This window comes from Microbacterium ureisolvens (genome assembly GCF_015278315.1).
In the GTDB taxonomy this organism is placed as follows: Bacteria; Actinomycetota; Actinomycetes; order Actinomycetales; family Microbacteriaceae; genus Microbacterium; species Microbacterium ureisolvens.
Window position 1 is genome coordinate 180791 of record NZ_JADIJE010000002.1, and the last position, 15169, is coordinate 195959.

Genomic DNA, 15169 nt, shown 5'->3' on the forward strand with positions numbered 1-15169 from the left:
GGGCCGAGACCCGAAATCGGGCGAACGGGCGGTGAACAGGGGTTGACAGGCGGGGTCGCGGCGGTGGTGCGACGGCCGAGGGTGCGGTGACGCGGACGGGGCGGACGGATGCCGGCGGCGCTGCCCGTGCGTCGGCACGGAGAGCGCGCCCGCCGATGTCGGGAATCGACAACCGAATCGGCGTCGGCGTCGAGGATCGCTACCATCGCACCTCGTGAACGTGATGTGGCGGACCTTGATCGTGATGCTGACCGCGCGGCAGCGCCTGCGGCGCGGCGGGCGGCTGGCCCCGACCGGCATCAGTCGCATCCGGCTGACGACGCTGCTCACCGACATCGATCTGCTGCGTCACATGAACAACGGGCGCTACCTGTCGCTGTTCGATCTCGGCCGATGGGACCTGCTGGTGCGCACGGGGCTCTGGGACGTCATGAAGGCGCGCGGTTGGTACGCGGTCGTGTCGAGCGAGACCGTCACGTTCCGCAAGTCGCTGAACCTGTGGCAGAAGTTCGACGTCGAGTCGCGCATGATCGGGCACGACGACAAGGCGGTGTACCTCGAGCACCGCGCTGTCGTGGGTGGCGAGGTCTACGCGCGCGCCATCATCCGCGCCCGCATGATGAAGCGGTCCGGCGGCACCCTCTCGCACGAGGAGCTGCTCGCCGCCGTGGGGCGGCCCGAGGGCATCCCCGAGGTCGACGCGTGGGTGCACGACTGGGCTGCGGCATCCGCTCTCCCGCCCACCCGTGCCGAGGCACCCAGCGTCTGGAACTGAGTCAGCGCAGGATCGCGGTCGCGATCAGCGAGATCGCCGCGACCATGCCGACGTTGACGGTCGTGAGCAGCAGCGTCCAGAAGCGGCCGGGGCTCGTGAGGTGGTGGTGATCGACGGCGTCGAGCGCCGCGCCGAGCGAGCGGTAGGTGCCCACCCTGCGGCCGCCGCGGGTCGCGGTGAAGCCGTGAGCTTCGCGCCGGACCTCGCCTAAGGCCCGGCCGTTGCGGTCGGCCGCCCACGCCCCGCGCGCCGGCTTCGTCCAGTGGACGCCTGCGTCCGTGGCGATGGCGTCGACGTGCTGTGTCATGCAGAGACGGTACGCACGTCGCCCCCGACGATGTCGGCTCTTGACAGGGCCGGGGCTCGCGATTAAGCGGTGCCCGTCGGCGGGTCCGGCTCGGGGACGAGCGTCAGGCCGCCCGGCGAGTTCGCCGACTTCGTCAATGCCTCGACCCATCCCGGGTTGAGGCGGGGCTGCCGGCCGCCGAAGTACTCGAACGTCAGCGAGACGCTCGGGCTCAGCCAGATCGAGGTGCGACCGAGCCCGCTGCGCATCGGGTCGGTCCACGTGAACGGGAACGACTCGCCCCGGCGCAGCTTCGCCCAGATGACCGCTTGAAGGTGCGCGAGGATGCGATCGTCGAACGATGCGGTGACTCGGGAGTCGTAGGTCAGCGTGCCCATCGTCTCTACAGTAGTCCGCCGGTCCGCCGTCGGCACGGTCACGATCGAACCCCCGGTGGCCGGGGGCCCGCGAAGCGGCTCCGCAACGCTCTGATTCAGGGGTGCGCGCATTATAGCCAAGTGGCGCGCCCGTGTCCGGTGTTGCGTACGAGAAGCGCAGTGCCCGAGTGTTGGATCATGGTCAGCTCGCCTCAGCTCACTCGGGATCTGCGTGCGGCGCTCTCTGCAGGTGAGTTGTCGATCGCTTTTCAGCCTCAGTACGACTTGGCGCCGTCGGCGCCCGATGCGGTTCTCACCGCGCCGCCGCCGGTCGCTGTCGAAGCCCTCTGCCGCTGGGAGCATCCCGTGCTGGGGACGATCCCACCCGACCGGTTCATCCCGCTCGCCGAGGAGGGCGAGTTCCTCGACGAGGTGGACGGCCACGTGTTCGACCGCGCCGCGGCACAGGTCGCGCAGTGGCGCCGCGCCGGGCACGAAGTGGGTCTGGCGGTCAACGCCTCGCCGGCTCACTTCTCCCGTCAATACGCCGACTCCGTGATGTCGCGGCTGGACGCGCTGGGGCTGGAGCCCGGCGTGCTCACGATCGAGATCACCGAAGCCCCCGCACCTCAGCTGCGTCCGCCGATGCTGTCGGCGATCCAGACCCTCCATGCTGCGGGAGTGGCGATCTCGGTCGACGACTTCGCTGCCGGCGACACCACGGTCGCGATGATCGAGGTGCTGCCCATCGACGAGGTCAAGATCGACCGCTCGCTCACGCAGCGCACGGATGCCGCCGCCGACGAGGCCATCGCCGCAGTGGTGGAGAGCAGCGCGGGCCACGGCTGGCGAGTGGTGGCCGAGGGCATCGAGACCCTTGCCGACCTGGAGCGCTCCCGCGCACGGGGCTGCCACCGCGGTCAGGGCTTCCTGTGGGGGCTGCCGCTTCCCGTCGCCGATATGGACGAGCTGCTCGCCCGCGCCTGAACGACGTCAGCCGGTCGGCTCAGGTCTGAGCGGACCGGCGCGGCGACTCGCCGCCGTCAGAGCTCGTAGTCGGCGACGTCGTCGAGCGGCGGCTCGTCCACGGGCGGGTTGGAGTCGCCCACTTCGAACTGCGACCACGTCACGGGCATGCCCGGCGAGAAGAGGATGTCGACGCCGGGGCCGCCGCGCAGCGGCGGGACGTTCACGTAGCCGCCACCGGCCTTGATCGCCTCGAGGATCTTGCCCTTGAGCTCGGTGACGGGGTCGGGGAGGAAGTAGTCGCGTCCGTCGACGGTGAGTCGGTTCACGATCGCCATGGCCCCACACTACCCCGCGCGAAGCGACCCGTAGGATCGATGGGTGGGCACACTTCACTACGGGTCGCCTCCGGCCTCCTTCAAGATCGATGACCGCACGCTCGCGCATGTCGAGCTCGTCATCATGGCCAAGCTGCGGCGGCGCGAGAACCTGTCGTTCGCCCTCGTCGACGAGAAGACGGCGCTGCGCCAGTCGGTGTGGATCTCTCCCGTCACCACGCTCCGCTTCGAGTACGACGCGCCGATGCCCGAGATCAACCGGCTGTGGCTGCAGGAGCTCGTCGACACCGCGAACTCGTCGAGCGGCCTCCGCATCGTCCCTGAGCCCGAGCTCCCCTCACGCTGAGACGCGGCCGGTGGAGCTGGGAAGCCGGCCCTCACGCTGAGACGCGGCCGCCGCCCCCGCGCTTCGCGCGGTACATCGCCGCGTCCGCGGCGTCCAGCAGCTGGGCGGGCGCCATGCCCCGCTCGGCCGCGACGACGCCGGCGGAGCCGTTGACGGTGATCTCGATCCCGCGCACGACGATCGGGTGCGTGATCGCCGCCAGAGCGCGGCCGGCGATCGCGGCGGCTTCTTCGGCGCCGGCGTCCACGCACACGATGACGAACTCATCGCCGCCGAGCCGCACCACCACGTCGGAGGTCCGGGCGACGCCGCTCAGCCGCTTGCCGATCGCGGCGAGGACCCCGTCGCCCATCTCGTGCCCGTGGGTGTCGTTGACGAGCTTGAAGTCGTCGAGGTCGAGGAAGACCAGCGAGACCGGCTTGTCCGAGCCGCGGAGCAGGTCCTCGAGGCGATCGTCGAGGAAGCGGCGGTTGTGCAGGCCGGTGAGCGCATCGCGCAGCGCCAGCTCGGCGAGCTCGGCCTGGGTGCGCGCCACCATGGCTGCGCGGATCTCCTCGCCGAGGTCGAAGGCGTCCTGTGCGTGCTCGCCCCACGGCAGGCTGCGTCCGGTGACGCTCTCGCGCCAGGCGGAGAACGACCGTCGCGGCGACAGCGGGGAGTCGCGGTTCTCCGGCCGCTGGTCGCCCAGCCAGTCGATGGACCGCGAGACCTCGCTGCGCACGAAGACGAGCGCGTCGCCCTCACCACCCAGCGGCACGACCAGGAGGCCGGTGACCCCCGGCACCTCGACCGCCAGTTCCGGCCGTTCCAGAGGAAGGGCCTCCCAGAGGAAGCGTCCTGCGCCGAGCTCATCGATCACGGCGAAGAGCTTGTCTGCGGGAGGAACCACGCCCACGGTGTGAACGGCGTCTGCCAGACGCAGCAGCGCTCCGTCGGCGGGGACGATGTCGAGGACCGTGCGCTCTCCCGACATGAGGACGGTGCCCACGTCGGCGCGACCGTAGAGCGGGGCGATGATCGAGATCCGGCGCTCCCGCGCCTCGAGCTGCCGGCGCAGCCGGCGGATCTGGTCCGCCGCGGCGAGCTGACTGGCGACCTGAGATGCCATGACCTCGATCGCACGGCGCAGGAGCACCGGGACGCGCCGGGGCGATCGGTGCGCGCATGTGAACATCCCGACGAGGCGGTCGTCGATGATGAGGCCGAACGACACGGTGGAGGCCTGGCCCATGTTGCGCATGAATTCGAGGTGATGCGGCGACACGGCGCGCAGCTCGGTGGCGCCCAGGTCGACGGGCTCCGCCTCGGGCAGCAGGGTGTGGATGGCCAGCCCCGGGTCTTCGGTGGAGGCGATCACGCGCGAACGCTTCTCGATGTACAGCTCGCGCGCCTGCGAAGGGATGTCGGAAGCGGGGAAGTGGAGTCCGAAGTAGGACTCCATCTCGGGCTCGCGCTCGTCGGCCACGACCTGCCCGTGCCCGTCGTCGTGGAAGTGGTAGCACATCACCCGGTCGAAGCCCGTGACGGCCTTGATCTCGCGGGCCGCGCGCTGACGCAGCTCGTCGGGATCGGTGATCCCGGCGAGGCGCTGGATGGCGCTGACGACGCCGGTGCGGACGTAATCGAGATCGGGGACGACGGGCTCGAGCTCCAGCAGAAGGGGAGACGTACCCCGGTGAGGGATGACGTCATAGGTCTGTCCCTCGAACTCGGCGCGGACCGGGTCGACCGCGACGCCGTGGCCGATCGCCCACGTGAGGACGCTGCTCTCCGCCTCCCGCAGGTCGCGGCCGAGCCAGTGCTCGGCATTCTCGCTGGCGACGACGACGACGCCGGTCACCTCGTCGACGCCGAAGAGGAGTCCGTGCGACTGGATCCGCCCGATCGTGCGGATGGGCTCGGTGGAGCATTCCTGGAGTCGCAGGAGTTCGGCGTCGTCGCGAGAGCGATCTCCGTCGAAAGTCAAAGCGGGTAGGTCAGACAACGCTGCCCTTCAGATGGCGGGGGGACAAGGGGTGGTGCCCAGCGAGGCTTACATCATAAGCGGGAGCGGCTGAGAGCCGGCAAGATCCGTCCACAGGCGCCTGCCGGACGCTCGTAGCGCACCCGCGACGGCCGCGCAATGGGTGTACCGTGCCTTCGCGGCGCGGTTCCCTGACGGTGGTGGCGCCGGCACCCGCCGGCGCCGGAGGGAGAAGGAGGGGCCGTGGACACAACCACCCTCATCTGGATCATCGTCGGCATCGTGATCGTCCTCGTGATCGTCGTCGTCGCGCTCTTGCTGACCGCCCGGGGGCGCCGCGAGCGTCGCGCGCAGGCCCAGCACGACCGGGCCGAGAAACTGCGCTCCGAGGCGCGCGAGTCCGAACTGCAGGCGCGCGAGCATGAGGCGCAGGTCGCGCAGGCACGCGCCGACGCCGCGTCCGCGGTGGCGGCCGCCGAGCAGGCGAAGGCCCGCGCAGCGCAGGCGTCGATCGACGCCGACAAGCGCCGGAGCACGATCGACGAGCACGAAGCCGACGCCGCCAAGTATCGCGCCGAGCAGGAGGAGACCCTGCGCAAGGCCGACGAGGTGGACCCGTATGTGACCGAGTCGGGCACCACGACGCGGGCGGCTGACGCCGACCAGCGCACCGATGCCCGCACCGACCCGCGAGTGCAGGACGCCCGCACCGACCCGCGGGCGGCGGACGCCCGTACCGACGCGTCCGTCGACGCAGCCGATGACAGCGTGCGCCGCGAGTATCGCGACGACCGCGTCGACGACGCGACCGTGTCATCCCGCAGCACCGCCGATCCGGTCGACGACAACACGCGGACGCGTCGCACCGACGGCGTCTGACCCGTCTCGCCACGTGAGTGCCCGGGCCCCGGCCCGGGCACTCCTGCGTGCGGGCGCGCTACCGTGGGCTCCGTGACCGCCCTGCTCGCCGTGCCGCGCACCGCCGGCCGCCTGCTGCTGCGGCACTGGCCGGTGCTGCTCGCTCTGTACCTGGCGGCGCTCCTGGCCCGCTACATCGTGATCGAGGCGGCGGGCTGGGTCGGCTCGTACAACGCCGTGGCCGGCTCGCTGCTGTTGCCGGTCGCGATCCTCGCCCGCCTCGTCGCGCTGGTCGCGATGTTCCTGGTGCTGCGCGACGGTATGCGCGAGCTGCGCGCGATCGCGCCGCTGCCATCCGATGGCACCGCACGACGCCGCGAGTTCTTCGCCGCGCTGATGGCCGGCATCCTGCCGTTCTTCGCCTTCTATGCGGCGTGGGGATACCTGCGTGAAGACGCGGCGGCCTATTCGGCTCGCGTCCTCGAGCTGAGCACGGGGCGTCAGATCGCGGAGGACGTGCTGGGGACGGATGCCGGAGGTGACGGTCTCGCGGGGGAGCTGACGCTGACGCCGATCACGGTGGCGATCGTCGTCGTGGCTTTCGCGCTCCGCTGGCTGCTCAAGCGCTACAAGGACCGGCTGCCGCGCTGGTTCGGCATCTTCGCCGCCTACCTCGAGGCGGTGTGGGTGTACTTCGCCGCCGTCGTGATCTCGATCGGCGTGGGCTTCGTGACCTCGTGGGTGGCGACGCGTCAAGGCATGGTGTGGCTCGCCGACCTCCGCGAGTCCATCGCGTCGGTCTTCGTGCCCTTGGCGTGGCTTTGGGAGGCTGTCGAATGGCTGCTCGGTGAGGCGGGCGGGATCATCCTGCTTCCCGTCGCGTGGCTCACGATCGCGGGCGTGGTGTACGGGCAAGCAGTGGTGGCTCAGGCGGTGCCGACCGAGGAGCTGGGCGGGGATGTCGGCCGCCGGCTTCGTTCCCGCTACCGGTCGCTGCCGCAACGGCTGCGGTCGAGGCTCGCCGACCTCTGGTCCGACCTCGTCTCACGCTTCACGCCGATCGGCAGAGCGCTGGTGCTGATGTGGCGGGCGGGACCGGTGCTCATCGGCGGGTTCGTGCTGCTGTACACGCTGCTGCTCGGGCTGCAGGGCCTTCTCGAGTGGGCGGTGCCCCGCGTCTTCGGTCCGCAGGATCTCGATGAATTCTGGCTGACCAACGACCAGCTGATCTTCCTCATCGCACCGCTCCTCATCGAACCCATCCGCATCGCGCTCGTGGCGGGCGGGTACGACTCGGTCATCGGCACGCTGCGGCGGCGCGCGGCGGTGGAGGGACAGCAGGCGGATGCCGCGTCATCCGTCCCCGATCAGGGCTCGACGACCGCGCGCACGAACTCGGGCAGCCCGGTCGCCGAGACGAGCTCCACGGCGAACGGGCCGGACGCGTCGGCCGGCACGAGGTAGTCCAGCTCGAGTTCGTACGGTGTCGTGTCGTCCGGGTCGCAGAACGTGTGGACCTCGGGATCCCACTCGCGGCCGAGATCGTCGGTCGCGTTCCACTGGCGCTGCGCTCCGGTCGTCTCGCGCAGCAGGGGTGCGGTGCAGCCGAACGCCGGGGAGCCGGGTTCGATCCGAATCGTGACCGTGACGACGCGCGAGTCCTGCGGCGCGAGCGGGAGATCCGTGAACTCGGCGGCGGCCGGACCGACGGTCGCCCCGGCGTAGGACGTCGACGCACCCGCGTCGAGAGTGATCGGGTGGTCGCCCCTGTTGGCGTCGACGCCCGATCGCTCGTTCCACGAGATCGTCACGATGAGAGCCGGGACCAGCAGCGCGATGGCGCCGACGGCCAGCGCGTTCGCTCGCCACCAGCCGCTCACGGATTCGTCCATTCCGACGCCGCGAGCTCGGCGGTCGTCACCTCGGCTACTTCGCCCAGGTCCACCTCGAGCACGATCATCGAGTCGAGCCGGGTGTCGGCGGCGAGGGCGAGTTCGAGCGTCCCCGTGCCGGCGTCAAGGCCCTCGGGCAGCTCGAACGCGAGGCTGCCCGAGACCGGGACACCAGCTGACAGGGCGGCGCGGCTGAGCGAGTCGGGCCGGTCGCTTGCGCTGAAGCGCACGCCGTCGATCTCCAGCATCGCGTGGTTCAGGTGGGCGTTCTCCTCGGCGACGACGGCCGCGGCGTCCAGGTCCACGACGAGCCAGTTGCCTTCGGCCGACCAGCCGCCCGCGCTCACCTCTGAGGCGCGGCGGAGGTCGGTGATGGTCACGGCGACGTTGCGACCGGTCGCCTCCTCGCCGACGGCCGCTGCAACCGCGAACGCGGACTGCGCCTGCTGCTCGTCCGGGGTCGCGAGCGCGACGAACCATGCGGCCACGATGAAGCCGACGCCGAGGGACCACGCCACCCAGGCGGGCATTCTGCGCTCAGCCGTCACCGTCGGTCTCCTGGTCGGCGCCCGCTCCGACGTCCTCGAGGGCAAGCGTCATCCGCGCCGCCGGCGACGGATCGTCCCACCACTGGCCCTGGGTCACGAACGAGCCGGTGTACAGGGACAGGTCGGCAAGGGTCACCGTCAACTGGTCACCGGCCGAGTAAGCATCGGCGTCCACGGCCCAGACGTAAACGAGCTCGGCCGGCACCCCGGGTTGCAGAACCGGCCCGATCGTGGCGTCATCGATACGCGCGACTGACGACTGGGCGTCATCGTCGAGCTCCTCGATCCAGAACGAGGCCGCCACGCCGCCCGCTCCGGTCGACAGCAGAGGTTGGTCCCACTCGTTCACCGCCTCGACGACCACCGCGAGCACGCGCTGCCCGTCCTCGAGGATGAGCCCCGTGCCCGGCAGCTCGTCGATCAGGACAGCCCGCTGCACCGTGAGCGACCGCTGCGAGGTCAGGTGCTCCTCGCCGGGCTCGAGACGGGCGAGCTCGGCGGGGGCGGCCGTCGCGAGGCCGCCGAACGCGGCGGTGGCGACGAGGAACAGGCCCGTCGCGATGCCGGCGAACCACGCAGTGGGAACACGATCGCTCGCCGCGCGGAGCCACCGGAAGCGGCGCTGCGGCGCGCGGGCGGCGTCGGGCGAGTCGGACACCCGCCCAGCCTAGGGCGCAGGCCCCGCGGTGACGCGTCCGGCCGCCGGGAAGGCGTCGCGGAGGGCCCGGCGCACCTCGAGGATGCCGGCGCGACCTCGGGAGGCCGTGCGTTGGGCCGTGAAGATCTCGCGCGCCGGGCGACCGGGAAAGTCCAGGAGCGACACCGCCGGCGACGTGCCCTCCCACAGCAGGTCCGGCAGCACGGCGACCGCTTGACCGGCCGCGACGAGCCGAGCATGGGCGGACAGGTCTGCGAGCTCGTAGCGGACATCCGGCTCGAAGCCCGCCGCACGGCATTGCTGCACCGCCCACAGGCGCGAGGCTGTGCCGCCGGGCTCCATCACCCACGCCCGGTCGCGCAGATCCTCGAGCGACCGTGCGGAATCGCCGGATGCCACCGCCAGGCGGATCGGGTCGGTCCCGAGCGTCTCGCGCTCCAGGCCGTCCGCGTGCGCCCGCGTGTGCCCGGGGTACTGCTCGGCGATCACGAGGTCGACGCCGCGGGCCGTCAGCTCGAACAGCCCGACCTCGGGCGCGAGCTCGACCAGCTCGACGCGCAGCCGGGGGGCGCGTTCGCCGAGGATGCCCAGCGCGGCGGGCACGATCGCCAGCGCCGCGGTCTGCATGACGGCCACACGCACCGGCGCGAGGCCCGGGTGCAGCGACTCGAGCTCACCGCGCGCCTGCTCGTCGAGGTCGAGCGCGCGGGCTGCGTGGGCGGCGAGGACGCGGCCGTGCTCGGTGAGCCGCACCCGGCGGCCCTCGGGCGCCAGCAGCGCGACACCGGCCTCCTTCTCCAGCTGCGCGAGCTGCTGCGAGATGGTGGAGGGGCTGTACGACAGTGCCTCGGCGACCGCGGCGAGGGTGCCGCGGAGCGCGAGCTCGTGAAGCAGCCTCAGCCGTCGCAGTTCGAACACCGGCATCCCATCGATAATCCCGAACGATACAGATCGTAGATGATCGCTTTTCACGAATGGACGGATGCCGCACCCTTGACCTCATGCAGCAAGTCGAGCCGACTGTCCACAATGCGGCGCCTGCCGGGCGCATCGGGGTGCAGGCTGGAAGCACGGAGTCCGACGACGTGACATCGGGAGTGCGAATGGAAGACCTGTCCGAGGAGCGCCTCGCCACGGATGCGGTGGCCCTCGCGCAGCGATGGATCGCCGAGAGCGCCGAGGCCGAGGTCGACCCTGCGGCCGAGCGCCTGGCCGGCGTGCTCAAGGATCCGAACGGGCTCCCCTTCACGATCGGCTTCGTCGACGGCGTGATGCGGCCCGAGAGCCTCTCGGCCGCGGCATCCCATCTCCATCGCGTCGCCCCGCTCGTGCCGGAGTTCCTGCCGTGGTACCTCCGCGGCGCCGTGCGCGTGGGCGGCGCGGTCGCGCCGGTGCTGCCGTCGCCGGTGGTGCCCATCGCCCGCCGTGTGCTGCGCGAGATGGTCGGGCACCTCGTGGTCGACGCCCGCCCCGACAAGCTCGGTCCGGCGATCGCGGCGCTGCGCGAGAGCGGGGCACGGCTGAACCTCAACCTGCTCGGTGAGGCGGTGCTCGGCGAGCAGGAGGCGCTGCGACGCCTCGACGGCATCCACGAGCTCATCCGCCGCCCGGACGTCGACTACGTCTCGGTGAAGGTCTCTGCGATCGCGAGCCACATCTCGATGTGGGCGTTCGACGAGGTCGTCGACAAGGTCGTCGAGCGGCTGCGGCCGCTGTACCTCACCGCCGCCTCCGACGGGACCTTCATCAATCTCGACATGGAGGAGTACCGCGACCTCGATCTGACCATCGCGGTGTTCACCCGCCTGCTCGAGGACCCGCGGCTGCGCCGCCTGGAGGCGGGCATCGTCCTCCAGGCGTACCTGCCCGACGCGCTGCCGGCGCTCGAGCGCCTCACCGCGTGGGCGCAGGCGCGCGTCGCGGCCAGCGGCGCACGCATCAAGGTGCGGCTGGTCAAGGGCGCGAACCTCGCGATGGAGCGGGTGGATGCCGTCATGCACGGCTGGGACCTCGCCACGTACGACGCGAAGGTCGACTCCGACGCGAACTACGTCCGCTGTCTGCGCTTCGCGCTCGAGCCCTCGCACACCGCGGCGGTGCGCATCGGCGTCGCCGGTCACAACCTCTTCGACATCGCTTACGCCTGGCTGCTCGCCAAGGCCCGGTCGCTGAGCCTCTCGACGAGCGCTTCGACGGGCTCGGCGACGCCGGACATCGAGTTCGAGATGCTGCTCGGCATGGCGCAGGGCCAGGTCGCAGCCGTGGCGCGCGAGGTCGGGCACGTGCTCCTGTACGTGCCGGTCGTGCGCCCCGACGAGTTCGACGTCGCGATCAGCTACCTCGTGCGGCGCCTGGAGGAGAACGCCTCCAGCGACAACTTCCTCTCCGCCGCCTTCGACCTGGCCGACGACCCCTCGATGTTCGAACGGGAGCGCGACCGGTTCCTCGCATCGCTCGCCCGCGCCGATGACCCGGCGCTCGCGAGCGGGCCCAACCGCGTGCAGGACCGCGCCGCCGAGGCGGCATCGCCGGCCGGCCCGGGCGACGCCGCTCCAGCAGAGTCGCCGCGTGCCCAGGCGCGGCTGCGCCGCGCCGCAGCCGCCGACGAGTCCGGGCTCACGCAGGCCGTGATCGGCATCGCACGCTCCGCCGTGCCCGGCGACACGGCGCCGATGGAGCGCTCCGTGCCCGAGCAGGTCTTCGGCGCCGAGGCATTCGTGGAGACCGCCATCTTCGCGCCGCGGGAGTCGGCCGCGCGGGCCACCGGCGCACCCGGATTCCGCAACACCGCCGACAGCGACCCGGCGCTGCCCGGCAATCGGACCTGGGCCCGCGGCATCCTGTCGCGCATCGAGACGTCCGGCGCAGGCGACGCCACCATCGCCGCCGCGCTGGTGACCGACGGGCCCGCGCTGGAGGAGATCATGACGCGCGTGCGGAACGCCGCGGCAGGATGGGGCGCCCTCCCCGCTGCGGACCGCGCCGGCGTGCTCACTGCGGCCGCCCGGGCACTCGAGGCCCGTCGCGGCGAGCTCATCGAGGTGGCGGCATCCGAGACCGGCAAGGTGTTCGCGGAGGCGGACGTCGAGGTCAGCGAGGCTGTCGACTTCGCGAACTACTACGCCGCGACCGCGCGAGAGCTGGACCGCGTGAGCGGCGCCGTGTTCGAGCCGGCGCGCCTCACCGTCGTCACTCCGCCGTGGAACTTCCCCATTGCGATCCCCGCCGGGGGAGTGCTGGCCGCGCTCGCCGCGGGATCGGGTGTGGTCTTCAAGCCGGCCCCGCAGGCGCGGCGCTGCGCCGCGGTCGTGGCCGAGGCACTGTGGGAGGCAGGGGTCCCGCGCGACGTGCTGGCGCTCGTCGACATCGATGAGGGCGGCCTCGGGCAGGCGCTCGTGTCGCACCCCGATGTCGACCGGGTGATCCTCACCGGGTCGTGGGAGACGGCGGCGCTGTTCCGCTCGTGGCGCCCCGAGCTGCCCCTCCTGGCCGAGACCAGCGGCAAGAACGCCATGATCGTGATGCCGACCGCCGACCTCGACCTCGCGGCATCCGATCTCGTCAAGAGCGCGTTCGGGCACGCCGGGCAGAAGTGCTCCGCGGCGTCGCTGGCGATCCTCGTCGGTCCGGTGGGCCACTCCCAGCGCTTCGCGCGTCAGCTGGTGGATGCCGCCACCTCGCTCCGCGTCGGCCCGCCCTCCGATCCGCTCAGCGAGGTCGGACCGGTCGTCGAGGTGCCGCGCGGCAAGCTCGAGTGGGCGCTCACGACCCTCGAGGAGGGGGAGTCGTGGCTCGTCGAGCCTCGCCGTGTCGACACCGCGCCGGAGTATGCCGGCAGGCTCTGGACCCCCGGTATCCGCACGGGCGTGCAGCCGGGGTCGCGGTTCCACCGCGAGGAGTTCTTCGGCCCCGTGCTCGGCATCATGCACGCCACGTCGCTCTCGCACGCGATCGAGCTCCAGAACGCCGTCGACTACGGGCTCACGGCCGGGCTGTACACGCAGCATCCCGACGACCTCTCGCACTGGCTCGAGCGCGTGGAGGCGGGCAACCTCTACGTCAACCGCGGCATCACCGGCGCGATCGTGCAGCGCCAGCCGTTCGGCGGGTGGAAGCGCTCGTCGGTGGGCGCCGGCGCGAAGGCGGGCGGACCGAACTACCTCGTCGGCCTCGGCCGCTGGCGCGCGACCTCCGGGGCGCCGGCATCGGCGACGCTGCACCTGCGTGGCCTCGACACCCGCATCGCGGCGCTCATCGAGGCGGCCCAGCCGTCGCTGGACTACGAGGCGTTCGAGGGGCTGCGCCGTGGCGCTCTGTCTGACGCGATCGCGTGGGACCGCGAGTTCGGCCAGGTGAAGGATGTCTCGGGGCTGGGCGTGGAGCGCAACCTCTTCCGCTACCGGCCCATCCCCGCCGTCGCCTTGCGCGCGACCGCGGACGCGCCGTGGCACGCGGTGCTGCGGGTCGTGGTCGCGGGACTCCGCGCCGGATCGGCGCTCACGCTCAGCGCCCCCGTCGGACTGCCGGCCGCCGTGCGGCGGGTGCTCGCCGAGGAGGACGTCCCCGTCTTCGTCGAGACCGACGCGCAGTGGCTGCAGCGCCTCACGGCCGACGACCTCATCGCCGCGGTCGCCGACGCGGATCCGGCGCCCCGGCCGACGCGCGTGCGGCTGATCGGGCGCGCCGCGTCGGTCGCGGAGCTCCATGCCACCGTCGCGGGGGCGGTGGACGGCGACCCCGACCTCGCGATCTACGACGGCGAGGTGACCACCGCCGGCCGCCTCGAGCTGCTGCCGTTCCTCCGCGAGCAGTCCGTGACCATCACGGCGCACCGCTTCGGCAACCCCGACCCCTGGTCGGAGTCGGTGATCTGACCTGCGCTGGATCCGCGGAAACACGCGGCGGATCACTAGAATCGCGAGAGTGACCACCGACGACGCGCAGCCCGGCGACGACCCGGGTGAAGGCGTCCCGGCGCCCCCTCCCGTACGCCCCTCGCCGTTGCGGCGCAGCCCGCGCGCGGCGGTGACGATGCACGAGGTCGCAGCCCGAGCCCGCGTGTCGATCAAGACGGTGTCGAACGTGGTCAACGGCTACCCGCACATCCGCCCGGCCACGAAGGAGCGGGTCGAGAAGGCGATCGCGGAGCTCGGCTACAAGGTCAACATGTCGGCGCGGAGCCTCCGCAAGGGGCGCGCCGGCGTGATCGGCCTCGCGCTTCCCGAGCTGGCTCTGCCTTACTTCGCCGAGCTCGCCGACGCCGTCATGGTGGCGGCCGAGAAGCACGGCGTCTCGGTGCTCATCGAGCACACCGCCGCACAGCGCGAACGCGAGTTCGAGGTGCTGCGCAGCCCCCGTCGCAGCCTCACCGACGGACTGCTGTTCTCGCCGCTGGAGATGAGCCAGGACGACGTGGGCGCGCTGAGCGTCGACTACCCCCTCATCCTCCTCGGGGAGCGCATCTTCGGGGGGCCGGTCGACCACGTGACGATGGCCAATGTCGAGGGCGCCCGCGCCGCGACCGCGCATCTGATCGAACGCGGAGCCCGACGCATCGCGGTGGTCGGCGGCCACGCAGGCGAGCTCGTCGGCTCGGCGGCGCTGCGCACCACCGGCTACCGGCGCGCGCTCGAGGATGCCGGCATCGCGTTCGATCCCATGCTCGTGCGCGAGGCGGGGCTCTGGCACCGGTCGACGGGCGCCGAGGCGACGCGGCGCCTGATCGACGACGGCGTGGAGTTCGACGCCGTCTTCGGCCTGAACGACGCGCTGGCTCTCGGCGTGCTGCACGAACTGCATCAGCGGCACATCGACGTGCCCGGCCAGGTGAAGGTGATCGGCTTCGACGACATCGAGGATTCCGCCTACTCGACACCGACGCTCTCGACGATCTCGCCCGGCAAGGCCCAGATCGCGCAGACAGCCGTCGACTTCATCGTGGAGCGGATCATGGAGCCCGATCTGCTGATCGGTCCCCGCTACGTCGAGGCCGACTTCGCCGTCGTGGCCCGGGAGTCCACCGGCGGCGCCTGAGCCCTGACCGGCGCCAGCCCTGGCGCTGCGGCGCCCGCGACGCGGCGAGCGCCCGCGACGCGGCGAGCGCCCGAGTCACCGGACCGCGCCAGGGTCACGGACCGGGTCACCGGACCGGGCCCGCCTCGC

15 protein-coding genes are annotated in these 15169 nt (G+C 71.8%); 7 read left to right on the forward strand and 8 right to left on the reverse strand.

Annotated features, from left to right (window positions below):
• The first annotated feature begins 214 nt into the window (after positions 1-214).
• Positions 215-775 (forward strand): thioesterase family protein, encoded by a 561-nt coding sequence (locus IM767_RS03180; protein WP_109209012.1) that lies wholly within the window; start codon positions 215-217, stop codon positions 773-775.
• Position 776: 1 nt separating this feature from the next.
• On the opposite strand, the gene IM767_RS03185 is transcribed toward IM767_RS03180, so the two are convergent.
• Positions 777-1082 carry a hypothetical protein gene (locus IM767_RS03185; RefSeq protein ID WP_109209013.1) on the reverse strand — a complete coding sequence of 102 codons (306 nt, stop codon included), beginning with the start codon at positions 1080-1082 and terminating at the stop codon, positions 777-779.
• Positions 1083-1144: 62 nt separating this feature from the next.
• Positions 1145-1459, reverse strand: coding sequence for a DUF7882 family protein (locus IM767_RS03190; RefSeq protein ID WP_109209014.1), 315 nt, complete (start codon positions 1457-1459; stop codon positions 1145-1147).
• 177 nt (positions 1460-1636) lie between these two features.
• On the opposite strand from IM767_RS03190, the gene IM767_RS03195 reads away from it, so the two are divergent.
• Positions 1637-2425: an EAL domain-containing protein gene (locus IM767_RS03195; RefSeq protein WP_109209015.1), complete on the forward strand. Its 789-nt coding sequence runs from the start codon at positions 1637-1639 to the stop codon at positions 2423-2425.
• Positions 2426-2481: 56 nt separating this feature from the next.
• Here IM767_RS03195 and IM767_RS03200 read toward each other — a convergent pair whose 3' ends face one another.
• The gene (locus IM767_RS03200) at positions 2482-2742 is read right to left on the reverse strand and encodes a hypothetical protein (protein WP_109209016.1); all 261 of its coding nucleotides are present in this window, start codon (positions 2740-2742) and stop codon (positions 2482-2484) included.
• A gap of 43 nt (positions 2743-2785) precedes the next feature.
• Here IM767_RS03200 and IM767_RS03205 point away from each other — a divergent pair, with 43 nt between their 5' ends.
• Positions 2786-3088, forward strand: a complete 303-nt coding sequence (locus tag IM767_RS03205; RefSeq protein WP_109209017.1) for a DUF7882 family protein — start codon at positions 2786-2788, stop codon at positions 3086-3088.
• Positions 3089-3119: 31 nt separating this feature from the next.
• On the opposite strand, the gene IM767_RS03210 is transcribed toward IM767_RS03205, so the two are convergent.
• Positions 3120-5054, reverse strand: coding sequence for a diguanylate cyclase domain-containing protein (locus IM767_RS03210; RefSeq protein ID WP_239453146.1), 1935 nt, complete (start codon positions 5052-5054; stop codon positions 3120-3122).
• 240 nt (positions 5055-5294) lie between these two features.
• Here IM767_RS03210 and IM767_RS20665 point away from each other — a divergent pair, with 240 nt between their 5' ends.
• A complete protein-coding gene (locus IM767_RS20665) occupies positions 5295-5930 on the forward strand; it encodes a hypothetical protein (protein WP_239453147.1) in 636 nt (211 codons plus the stop codon).
• Between the two features lie 72 nt (positions 5931-6002).
• On the forward strand, positions 6003-7373 hold the full coding sequence (locus tag IM767_RS03220) for a hypothetical protein (protein WP_109209019.1): 1371 nt from the start codon (positions 6003-6005) through the stop codon (positions 7371-7373).
• On the opposite strand, the gene IM767_RS03225 is transcribed toward IM767_RS03220, so the two are convergent.
• The 4 genes from IM767_RS03225 to IM767_RS03240 are packed head-to-tail and all read right to left on the reverse strand — an operon-like array spanning position 7277 to position 9925.
• On the reverse strand, positions 7277-7801 hold the full coding sequence (locus IM767_RS03225) for a hypothetical protein (protein WP_162564204.1): 525 nt from the start codon (positions 7799-7801) through the stop codon (positions 7277-7279). The genes IM767_RS03220 and IM767_RS03225 overlap by 97 nt on opposite strands.
• Positions 7786-8331, reverse strand: coding sequence for a hypothetical protein (locus tag IM767_RS03230; protein WP_109209021.1), 546 nt, complete (start codon positions 8329-8331; stop codon positions 7786-7788). The genes IM767_RS03225 and IM767_RS03230 overlap by 16 nt, the downstream gene beginning before the upstream one ends.
• 7 nt (positions 8332-8338) lie before the next feature.
• Positions 8339-9007: a hypothetical protein gene (locus IM767_RS03235; protein WP_109209022.1), complete on the reverse strand. Its 669-nt coding sequence runs from the start codon at positions 9005-9007 to the stop codon at positions 8339-8341.
• Positions 9008-9016: 9 nt separating this feature from the next.
• Positions 9017-9925: a LysR substrate-binding domain-containing protein gene (locus IM767_RS03240; RefSeq protein WP_109209169.1), complete on the reverse strand. Its 909-nt coding sequence runs from the start codon at positions 9923-9925 to the stop codon at positions 9017-9019.
• Between the two features lie 185 nt (positions 9926-10110).
• On the opposite strand from IM767_RS03240, the gene IM767_RS03245 reads away from it, so the two are divergent.
• A complete protein-coding gene (locus tag IM767_RS03245) occupies positions 10111-13881 on the forward strand; it encodes a proline dehydrogenase family protein (protein WP_109209023.1) in 3771 nt (1256 codons plus the stop codon).
• Between the two features lie 157 nt (positions 13882-14038).
• Positions 14039-15040: a LacI family DNA-binding transcriptional regulator gene (locus IM767_RS03250; protein WP_109209170.1), complete on the forward strand. Its 1002-nt coding sequence runs from the start codon at positions 14039-14041 to the stop codon at positions 15038-15040.
• The last annotated feature ends 129 nt before the right edge of the window (positions 15041-15169 follow it).